The organism is Streptomyces panaciradicis (assembly GCF_023516615.1).
In the GTDB taxonomy this organism is placed as follows: Bacteria; Actinomycetota; Actinomycetes; order Streptomycetales; family Streptomycetaceae; genus Streptomyces; species Streptomyces panaciradicis.
This window is the reverse complement of record NZ_JAMGBF010000257.1, coordinates 1-9,227: the sequence shown is the minus strand read 5'-3', so window position 1 is coordinate 9,227 and position 9,227 is coordinate 1. Positions and strand designations below refer to the sequence as shown.

The window sequence follows — 9,227 nt, the reverse complement described above, 5'->3', positions numbered from 1 at the left end:
CCTGATCACCCGCCGGCACGTCCCGTGGCTTTGGCAGGGCCGGTTACTGAGATTCTTCGCGTGATGTCGTCCCTGTCAGGTGCCGTAACAGCAGCAATGCTTGATCCGCCAAGCACTCGCCCAAAGATCATCGGTAGGCGGGGAGAGGGAAGTCCTTCGAGTCGCGTTCCCTGGCGTTGTCGGTGGCTGCCCGTACGCTCCCGCCATGGATGTGGTGGCGTCACCGTGGGAGTCAGTCGCGCGAGTCGACTACATAGGGGAGCTGGCGGGCAAGGGCGACCTCGCCGAGCTGTCGCGTGCCGTGCTCCTTGCGGAGGACTCATGGCACGAGGGCTTCGGAGTGACGACGGTGCTGCGGGGTCTGCCAGAGGCAGAGCGCATTGCACTGGCCCGGTCTTTCGCCGAGCACGCAGCAACGACAGTAACGGCACCGGCAGACGGTGAGGTCGGTAACCGTGGGCTGGTGCTGCTCGCCGCAGTCTCGCGTGACATCGCCGACGCCGACTGGTGCCAGGCATGGGAAGCCCTGCTGCTGGAGATGGCAGATCGGTTCTGGTCCTGTGGCATCAGCGACGAGCTGTGGACGTGCAGCCAGGCTCTGCTGGACGCCGGCAGGCGTGTACCCGAACCGGTCGTCGCCCTGCTTCGCCGCTCCGCGCTGGAGCACGCCTGGCCCACGCAATGCGTGACACCGGTGCTCGACCGTCTTCGCCACCCCGTACTCAACCCCGGCGAGCCGTGGGCCGATGCGTTGCTCGCCGGCCTGCCCTCGCTCGGCGAACCCTGGCCCGACGTCATCGGCCACGCTCTGCTCGCGCCGGTGGCGCGTCCCACGCGCGCCTGGGACCGCACGGCGCTGGCCCTCGTCGCCCCGATCGGCACCGAGGAGATCCGCCGGACGGTGACGCCCTGGCTGGGCCTCGCCGCCGGCGGTGGGGGCCGTTGGGACGGCGGCTACGACCCGTACCACGTGCCTGCACTCGCCGGGCTCACCTGGCTGCTCTCCTTGCTGCCACCGCACCCCACCTCCGTCCGCACTTTGGGAGACCTGGTCGAACGGGCACCCGTGCGAACCCCGCTGACCGGCACTGCCGTACGCGCCCTGGCCCGCATCCCTCAACAAGCCGGTCGCTTCGAACTGGAGCGGCTTTCTGGTCGCGTCCGGCACAAGGTGACGCAACGACAGATCCATAAGGCGCTGGACGCTCAAGCCGAGAGCGTCTACTGGTGATCTTTGGGCAGAGCCGTTCATGGATCAGGCATCGTTGCTGTTCAGCAGCCGGGACCGGCGACATCACGCGAAGGACCTCAGTAGCCGCCCCCCCTCCATTTCGGCGTCCGTACTGGCCGGTGGCCTTCAGCGGCGACAGCGTCTCCTCACGAGTGACGGCTTTGCGTACCCGCTCCGTCCGGGCAGGCCCAGTGGGCTTGCGCGCCCCGCATGCGTGCTCAGCTGACCGCGGCGCCGAACCACTGGGGGAGCCGGGCGAGCAAATCTTGCTGATCGTCACCAACCCACGCCACGTGGCCGTCCGGCCGCAGGAGCACCGCGGGCGCGTGCAGTTCCTTGCTGATGTCGCCGACGTGGTCGACTCGATCTGCCCAGCCTGCCACCGACAGGCGGCCGGTCTGGTCGAGCAGCAGCCCGCGGCCGCCGTGCATCAGCGCGTAAAGGCGACCCCGCTTCAGCGTCACGTCCCGCAGCCGACGGCCGAGCAGTTCATGCCCCTCGCCGAAGTCGTAGCGGACCGCGATCGCCGTGATCTTCTCCATCAGGTACCGGTTCACCTCCTCGAAGTCCATCAGTTCCGACACCAGCCGGCGCACGGCTTGGGGACCCGGCTCGAGGGACATCAGCTCCGTCTGCGCGCGGGTGTTGTCCAGCACATCGGCGGCCACCGGGTGCCGTTCGGTGTGGTAGCTGTCCAGCAGTGCCTGCGGTGCCCAGCCGTTGACTTCGGCGGCCAGCTTCCAGCCGAGGTTGAACGCGTCCTGGATGCCGAGGTTGAGCCCCTGCCCGCCGGTCGGCGGGTGGATGTGCGCCGCGTCGCCGGCCAGCAGCACCCGGCCGGTGCGGTAGCGCTCGGCCAGCCGGGTGGCGTCGCCGAAGCGGGAGAGCCATCGCGGTGAGCGCATGCCGAAGTCGGTGCCGGCGAGCTTTCGCACCTGCCGCTTCAGCTCGTCCAGGGTCGGCGGGACTGTGCGGTCCTCGGCCACCCCTTCGGCGGGCGCGACGAGGCGGTACACCCCGTCCCCGAGGGGCATGGCGCCGAACCGCTTGTGGGTCGTGCGGACTTCAGCCGTCACGGCCTTCAGCGTGTCCGGCGGCGCGGTCACCTCCACCTCGCCCAGCAGCGTCTCCACCCTGGAGGGCTCGCCGGGGAAGCCGACGCCGAGCAGCTTGCGCACCGCGCTGCGGCCACCGTCACAACCGACGAGGTAGCGCGAGCGCAGCCGCGTACCGTCGCCAAGTTCGGCGCTCACCCCCTGTTCGTCCTGGCTCAGCCCGACGAGTTCGCAACCGCGCCGGATCTCGACGCCGAGTTCGGTGGCGTGCTCGGCAAGCAGGCGATCGGTGGTGGTCTGCGGGATGCCAAGGGTGTACGGATGCGCGGTGTCCATCTGGTCCGGCGCGGCTTGTCAAGGGCGGCGAAGAAACCACCGACCGGGTGCTGCTTGCCGAACGCGAGAAACCGCTCCAGCAGACCTCGCTGGTCCATCACCTCGACACTGCGCGCGTGCAGACCGAGCGAGCGGACGATCCGGGTCGGCTCCGCGTCCTTCTCCAGCACGAGCGCGTGCACGCCGTGCAGCCGCAACTCGCCGGCCAGCATCAAGCCGGTCGGTCCGCCGCCGGCAACGATCACATCAATCATGAACCCCCCATTCGAGAAGACTGCATTTCGGCCAGCTGCTCTGCGCGTCCGGCGGCGCGCACACCCGGACCTGCGCGCCGCGTGCCCGCAACCACACCGCGAGTCCCGCCCGGCGATTTCCCGTCCCGCAGAACCCATAGTCGATAAAGGCACACATACTTCGCGAATCCCTGATGTCCCCAAGTTCTGGCCTCGGCCGACGATTCTGCGCCACGCCCAGGGCCTTGCTGCAAGGCCCTCCGCGCGTTATAAGTTGACAGTGGCAAGGAGTGGGTGACCTCCTTGCCTTTGCTTTTGGCCGTCCGTAGTGAACGGACAAAGCCCTCCCGCTGGCCGTCCGTAGTGAACGGACAAAGCCCTCCCTCATCGGGCCCGCGACGCGAGGTCGACAGCCGAGGTGTGCTCGCCGAAGGCGGCGATCCTCGCCCGGACCCCACCGCGTGTGAGGGCCGGCGTCCGGGCTGACTGGGCTGGATCAACGCCGGGCGTCGCCGGGTGCGAGCAGGCCGGTGGCTTCGGCGATTGCCTCGTCCGAGGGCTTGAAGCAGCGGCGGAGGTTCTCCGGCTTCTTGTGCCGGGACCGGGCAAGCAAGGGCAGGGCCGGGCGGCACCTTCGGGGCAGGCGGGAGGGTGATCGGCCGGACACGGCCTGGCCACGTGTGCAGGCTGGCAACTGGGTGCAAAGCAGCGGTGGTTGCCCCGGCCTGTGCGTGACGGACGGGCGCCGGTGAGGGCTTGGGGATCGATGAGTGCCCGGCTGGGCGGGCGGGTCGGCCGTCTGTGCGGCCGGGTTCGCGCTGTCGGTTCGGCCATGTCGCGGCGGTGTCCGGTCTGTTGGCTGTGCGGGGTGGTGCGGCGTGCCGGCCGGCGTGCCGGCTGGGGGGTGAGGGGTGGGTTCGAGTGGTTCTTGAGTGGGGTTCGAGGGGGTGGGGGTGGGGGGATGGTGTACTGGCGGCAGGGACCGGGTTCGGCCGCGCGCACCGGGGATCGGTCGTGGTGAGCGAGGGGTTTTCGGGAGTGATCATGAGCGGTACCAGGAGTGGTAAGAGCGCCGAGGCCGGCTCGTATGAGGGGTTTTCGGCCGAGGAGCGGGCCGCGATGAAGGACCACGCCAAGGAGCAGAAGGCGGCGGCGCGGCGGGGTTCGCAGGCTCAGAAGGCGGCGCTGGCGGAGCGGGACGTCCTGGACAAGATCGCGGAGATGCAGGGTGCTGACCGGGTGATGGCCGAGCGGGTGCATGCCGTGGTCAGGGCCGCTGCCCCGCAGTTGGCGCCGAAGCTGTGGTACGGCATGCCCGCCTACGCCCTGGAGGGCAAGGTGGTGTGTTTCTTCCAGAGCGCGGCGAAGTTCAAGGCCCGCTACGCCACTCTCGGCTTCAATGACGCGGCCCGGCTGGACGAGGGCTCGATGTGGGCGACCGGGTTCGCGCTGAGTGAGGTGACGGGCGAGGTGGAGGAGCGGATCGCGGAGCTGGTCAAGCGGGCGGCCGGCTGAGGCAGGCGCCCTGGCAGGTGGCTTGGGCTGACGCCGCTGCTTTCTGGGGACAGCATGGGGCGGCGGGTGGGAACAGCATTTTCCGATCGGCCGGTTCCGGGACGTTGGTGGGCTCTGGCGGCACCGTGCCCGGCGTTGGGCTGCGCAGGCGCCCTGGAGGTTCATGAGGTCCGGTGTCCTCGGTGGTCGTAGGCGGTCAAGGGGCTCGGCCCTGGCGTCGGCGGCTGGGTTGTGCCGGATGGCGGCGGCCCGAGGGGGGAGCGGCTGGCCGGTGCGGGCGAAGATCCCGGTGGGGGTGCGAGCGCCGTGCTGCTCCAGGGTGAGCTGAGCTGTTGAGGGGATCGATGACGGCCCGGTCCACTGTCGTGCTCGGGCTGTCGTCCCCGGGCCGGTGGGTTCGTTCGTCCTTGCGATCCGGCCGCGCCGGGTGAGCTGCGAGCCGGTCGGTGGGGAGTCCTTCGCACTTTCGCCCGGTGAAGCCCTGGGGATCGGCTGCCCGGCCCGGATGGGGTGATGATCCCGTTGTCGTGACGTGGTCGTCGCTTCTTCCTCGCCGGGCTTGGGGCCGGCCGGGTACCGGGTGACCGGGATGCCCTGGGCGGTCGTCGGCAGCTAAAGCCGCACATCCCGGAAGAACCGTCCGTGGCTGCCGCGGTAGCCGTGGCCGGCGTGTCCGGCCGGCTTCGAGCGTGTGACTGTCTTGCGGGGGGCCGCGCGCGGCAGCGGGGTGGAGCCGATCAGCTGCAGGCCGTCGTGCCGGGTGGGCACCTGCCCGGCCAAGGCCCCGATCGCGCGAGGGGTCAGTGGCCCGGCCGCGTTCGGGCGTTTGGTGGAGCCCGGCTGCTGCGGCAGGCAGGGCATGCGGTGCCGCAGTCGGGCGTGGGCGAATCGCAGCCGTGCCGGGCCGGGGGGCTCGACAGCACGTGGGGCAGGGCCGGACACGGCGGTTCCGCGTCCGGCGGCTTGGGCGCTCGCCCCCTGCGGCGAGGAGGCGGCACAGGGGCGTCGATGAACGTATACGGAGCCGGCAGAGGGGTGTCCGAGCCGGAAGTGGCGGCTCAGCCGCGGGTGATTGACTGTTCGATGAGGGCCACCGTGGCGCGGGGATCGTCGACCTCGATGACGAGGCTGAGCCCCAAGAAACAGCATCAGTTGGTGGCCCACCGTCTGCGCCTTCAGCTCGAGTCGCAGCTGGGGGCGGATCTCGTGCTGATGGCGCAGACCGATATGGAGGACGCGGCCCTGGGCGTCCTGCGCGTCCCCGATCTCGTGGTGATCGATGAGGAGGAGGCCGTCGCTGAGGGCGACGCGATCGACCCGCGTCGCGCGCATCTGGTCATCGAGATCGTCTCGCGGTCCAACCCGGCCAACGACTACGAAGGCAAGCTGCGGGACTATCCGGCCATGGGCGTCCCGCACTACCTGATCATTGATCCCCGGGACGGTAGTGCCGTCCATTACTGGGCGCCCACCCGCCGTACCGGTGAGGTCACCTACGACAATCGGCAGCACTACCTCTTCGGTGACACGGTCACCGTCGCCGGTTGGAAGATCGACACGGCCGGGCTGCCCCGCTACGCAGCGGGCGGCGGCCTGTGAACGACACCGCCCGCCTGGTGCGGTCGTGGCGCAGCCGACGGGGGATGTCCCAGGCCGGAGCGGCCGAGCCGGCGGGCACCGGGCAGGCTGCCATCTCCCGGATCGAGTCCGGCAGAGACCTGCCGACTCTCGCCCTGCTGGAGCGGATCGCCGCGGCCCTGGACTGCCGGCTGACGGTCACCTTCACCGCCACCGAGAAAGAGGCCGTCCGCCCCCGCCGCCCTGCGAGCCAAGGCCTGTTTCTTCGATCCTGGGGTTCTGCCGTGATCGAGAGTGTGTGACTCCTACGCTGCAGGAATGGAGGAGTTGACGTTGCGTATCCGGGTGGCTGCCTACGTCCTGCGCCGACGCGCGGGACGGTCGGTGGAGTTGCTCGTGTTCGACCACGAAGCGGACCTGCCGCCCGGCACGCACGTCCCGGCGGGGGGTGTGGCCCCGCAGGAGCCGCTGGAAGCGGCGGTACTGCGGGAAGTCGCAGAGGAGTGCGGGTTGACCTGCGTGCGGGTGCTGCGCCCCCTCGCGGAGGAGCACATGCCGCATCCGATCCGCCGCTTTCCTCGCCACACCACCTTCTTCGAACTGGAGGTGGACGACGGCGCGGATGTCCCTGATGCGTGGGACCACCACGTGACGGGCGCGGGGCGTGACAATGGCATGACGTTCCACTGTCGTTTCGAGCCGCTGCCGCTGGCCTTCCCGTTGGCGGACGGCCAGGACGCCTGGCTGGACCGTCTGGGAGTATGAGCGTTTTTGCTTGGTCGCCCCTCAGCTGGCCCATCAGTCTGGGGAATCGAGCAGGCTGATGCGTGCCGCCTCAGTGATCAGGTGTCTTTGCGGCCCGTTGCGTCTTCGGCGGGGTCGGCATCCGTAAGCCGGACGTCCGGATCTTCCAACTGGCCGCTGAATGGTGCGGCCGGGCGCTGTCCGAAGGCGGTTGGATGATCGGCGACCATCTTCTGGGATGCCGTGGTCGGGCTGTGCGGGTTGCCGGTGTGGTTCGGTCGGAATCTGGATGCGTGGTCCGGCACGGGCGATGCCCGGGGTGTTTCCGGGGTGATCGACGGCTACGGCATTCTCTTCGTGCATATCGGCCGGCAGGGTCTTTTCGGTGGGCACCGTGAGGTGGCCGGCGTCTTGGCCGGCATCTTTGATGCAGAGCGGGACCGGCTGGTCGTGCACGTGCCGGCCTGACGGTCGCTGCCGAGGGGCCGGCCGTGCCCACGCAGTTGCCTGCGGGGGTGCCGGATTCGGTGTGTGGGGGGCGGGGCGCTGGGGGGCGCTGGCCTGGCAGATCGTTTTCGTGGCGGTTCGCGGGTTCTTCCGGGTGTGTGTTCACGGCAGTGAAGTGGCTGTGGCTCTGCGGCGGGTGGGTGGGTGGCGTGCAGCGCGCCTCCTGCCGGGAGTGCCGGCCGCCGGCGGGTACGGCTTCGGCGGCCCTGTGGTGCGCCGGCTGCCGCGGAAACCGTGGCGGTCGGGGGTTCGTGCCGCCGGGGCGGCCGGTGCCAGAGGGCCGGCTGAGCCGCCCGCGCCCTGTGCCTGCCCCGGAGGGGGGCTTTCGCGCCGCAGGCGTGCTCGTGTTCGTCGCTGTGGCGGGGCGGGGCGGGGACGGTGTGGGGGAGTGGTCGCCGCGGGCGGCCGGCCCTTTGGCGCCGCGGGGCGTGCGGTGCCTTCGCCGGTGTCTGCCCGGCCTGCCCGGGGGTCGCTGGCGCCGTGAGGGGGGCGGGTCGTGCGGGTTCCGGTGGTTGTTGAGCGGGGCTGGAGCGGCTGTGTAGTGCGGTGGCGGACGGTGGCGGCAGCTGAGAGGAGCCGAGATGGGGGAAGCGGGTGTGCCGGCCCTGGCGCTGCGGGTGGAGCGTGGGCGGGCTGATGTGGAGGAACTGGCTGCGGTGGCGGTGGTGTTGTGTTCGGTGCTGGCCGGGCGGCAGGCGGCGGCCGGCGCACCGGAACCGGAGCCGGGGCCGGGGCCGGGGTCGTCGTCTGCCGTCCCGTCGTGGCGGCGTCCCGGTCTGGTGGGCGGGCAGTGGCGGTCCCCGCACTGCTGGCGTTAGCGCCGCCGGTGTGACGGCCGCGGTCCGCGGCCGGGTGTTCGTACAGGTCCGATCCGTGATCCACGCGCGTGCCACCCACCCCCCTATGTAAACCGCGCAAGCGGTTTCTTTGCTGGGAGGGTTTCGGGTTCGGCCGTGCTGATGAGGGAGGCAGGCACAGTGACAGTCCTTGATGACATGGCCCCGGCGGTCGGGCCGTCGCATGCGCGGGGGCGGGTGGCGGAGCTGCGGGCCATCCGGGTGCAGGCGGTGGCCGGGCCGTGCGAGAAGGCGACGAAGGCGCAGCATGCCAAGGGCAAGCTGACCGCGCGGGAGCGGATCGGGCTGCTGCTGGACGAGGGATCGTTTCAGGAGGTCGAGCAGCTGCGCCGGCACCGGGCGACCGGCTTCGGGCTGGAGGCGAAGAAGCCGCACACCGACGGTGTGATCACCGGCTGGGGCACGGTGGAGGGCCGTACCGTCTTCGTCTACGCCCACGATTTCCGCATCTTCGGCGGTGCGCTGGGCGAGGCCCACGCCGCGAAGATCCACAAGATCATGGACATGGCCGTTGCGGCCGGTGCCCCGCTGGTGTCGCTGAACGACGGCGCCGGCGCCCGCATCCAGGAGGGTGTCTCGGCGCTGGCCGGTTACGGCGGCATCTTCCAGCGCAACACCCGGGCTTCCGGGGTCATCCCGCAGATCTCGGTGATGCTCGGGCCGTGCGCGGGCGGCGCGGCCTACAGCCCCGCCCTGACGGACTTCGTGTTCATGGTGCGGGAGACCTCGCAGATGTTCATCACCGGACCCGACGTGGTCAGGGCGGTGACGGGCGAGGAGATCACCCACAACGGCCTCGGCGGCGCCGACGTGCACGCCGAGACCTCGGGGGTGTGCCACTTCGCCTACGACGACGAGGAGAGCTGTCTGGCGGAGGTGCGCTACCTGCTGTCCCTGCTGCCGCAGAACAACCGCCAGTTCCCGCCCCGCGTCCCGTGCACCGATCCCCCCGCCCGGCGCAGTGAGGTGCTGCTGGACCTGGTCCCGGCCGACGGCAGCCGCCCCTACGACATGGGCCGGGTCATCGAGGAGATCGTCGACGACGGCGAGTACCTGGAGGTCCACGAGCGCTGGGCGCGCAACGTCGTGTGCGCGCTGGCCCGCCTGGACGGGCAGGTGGTGGGCATCGTCGCCAACCAGCCCCAGGCCCTCGCGGGCGTCCTGGACATCG

Annotated in this window: 9 protein-coding genes and 2 pseudogenes; 8 read left to right on the top strand and 3 right to left on the bottom strand. The window is 70.6% G+C overall.

Going from position 1 to position 9,227, the window contains the following annotated elements; translation table 11 throughout:
• Nucleotides 1-205 precede the first annotated feature (205 nt).
• The gene (locus tag M8J74_RS43120) at nt 206-1,231 is read left to right on the top strand and encodes a hypothetical protein (RefSeq protein ID WP_249841621.1); all 1,026 of its coding nucleotides are present in this window, start codon (nt 206-208) and stop codon (nt 1,229-1,231) included.
• Between the two features lie 218 nt (nt 1,232-1,449).
• Here M8J74_RS43120 and rox read toward each other — a convergent pair.
• Both rox and M8J74_RS43110 read right to left on the bottom strand, forming a co-directional pair.
• Nucleotides 1,450-2,876, bottom strand: a pseudogene (gene rox / locus M8J74_RS43115) (rifampin monooxygenase).
• Between the two features lie 475 nt (nt 2,877-3,351).
• Nucleotides 3,352-3,474 (bottom strand): annotated as a pseudogene (locus M8J74_RS43110) (site-specific integrase); the annotation flags it as partial.
• A gap of 425 nt (nt 3,475-3,899) precedes the next feature.
• Between M8J74_RS43110 and M8J74_RS43105 the strand changes: the two are divergent.
• Nucleotides 3,900-4,370 (top strand): iron chaperone, encoded by a 471-nt coding sequence (locus tag M8J74_RS43105; RefSeq protein ID WP_249841620.1) that lies wholly within the window; start codon nt 3,900-3,902, stop codon nt 4,368-4,370.
• 612 nt (nt 4,371-4,982) lie between these two features.
• Here the strand turns inward: M8J74_RS43105 and M8J74_RS43100 are convergent.
• Entirely contained in the window at nt 4,983-5,150 is a 168-nt protein-coding gene (locus M8J74_RS43100) for a hypothetical protein (RefSeq protein ID WP_249841619.1), read from the bottom strand.
• A 339-nt stretch (nt 5,151-5,489) separates the two neighbouring features.
• On the opposite strand from M8J74_RS43100, the gene M8J74_RS43095 reads away from it, so the two are divergent.
• The 6 genes from M8J74_RS43095 to M8J74_RS43070 all read left to right on the top strand — a co-directional run.
• Nucleotides 5,490-5,969, top strand: coding sequence for a Uma2 family endonuclease (locus M8J74_RS43095; RefSeq protein WP_249841618.1), 480 nt, complete (start codon nt 5,490-5,492; stop codon nt 5,967-5,969).
• Nucleotides 5,966-6,250 (top strand): helix-turn-helix domain-containing protein, encoded by a 285-nt coding sequence (locus M8J74_RS43090; RefSeq protein WP_249841617.1) that lies wholly within the window; start codon nt 5,966-5,968, stop codon nt 6,248-6,250. Before M8J74_RS43095 ends, M8J74_RS43090 begins: the two co-directional genes overlap by 4 nt.
• Before the next feature lie 16 nt (nt 6,251-6,266).
• Nucleotides 6,267-6,713: an NUDIX domain-containing protein gene (locus tag M8J74_RS43085; protein ID WP_249841616.1), complete on the top strand. Its 447-nt coding sequence runs from the start codon at nt 6,267-6,269 to the stop codon at nt 6,711-6,713.
• 222 nt (nt 6,714-6,935) lie between these two features.
• The gene (locus tag M8J74_RS43080) at nt 6,936-7,160 is read left to right on the top strand and encodes a hypothetical protein (protein ID WP_308406193.1); all 225 of its coding nucleotides are present in this window, start codon (nt 6,936-6,938) and stop codon (nt 7,158-7,160) included.
• A 620-nt stretch (nt 7,161-7,780) separates the two neighbouring features.
• Complete coding sequence (locus M8J74_RS43075) at nt 7,781-8,017, top strand: acyl-CoA carboxylase epsilon subunit (protein WP_249841615.1); 237 nt, start codon at nt 7,781-7,783, stop codon at nt 8,015-8,017.
• 177 nt (nt 8,018-8,194) lie between these two features.
• Nucleotides 8,195-9,227 (top strand): acyl-CoA carboxylase subunit beta (locus tag M8J74_RS43070; protein WP_283949307.1); only part of this gene is annotated, 1,033 nt, incomplete at its 3' end.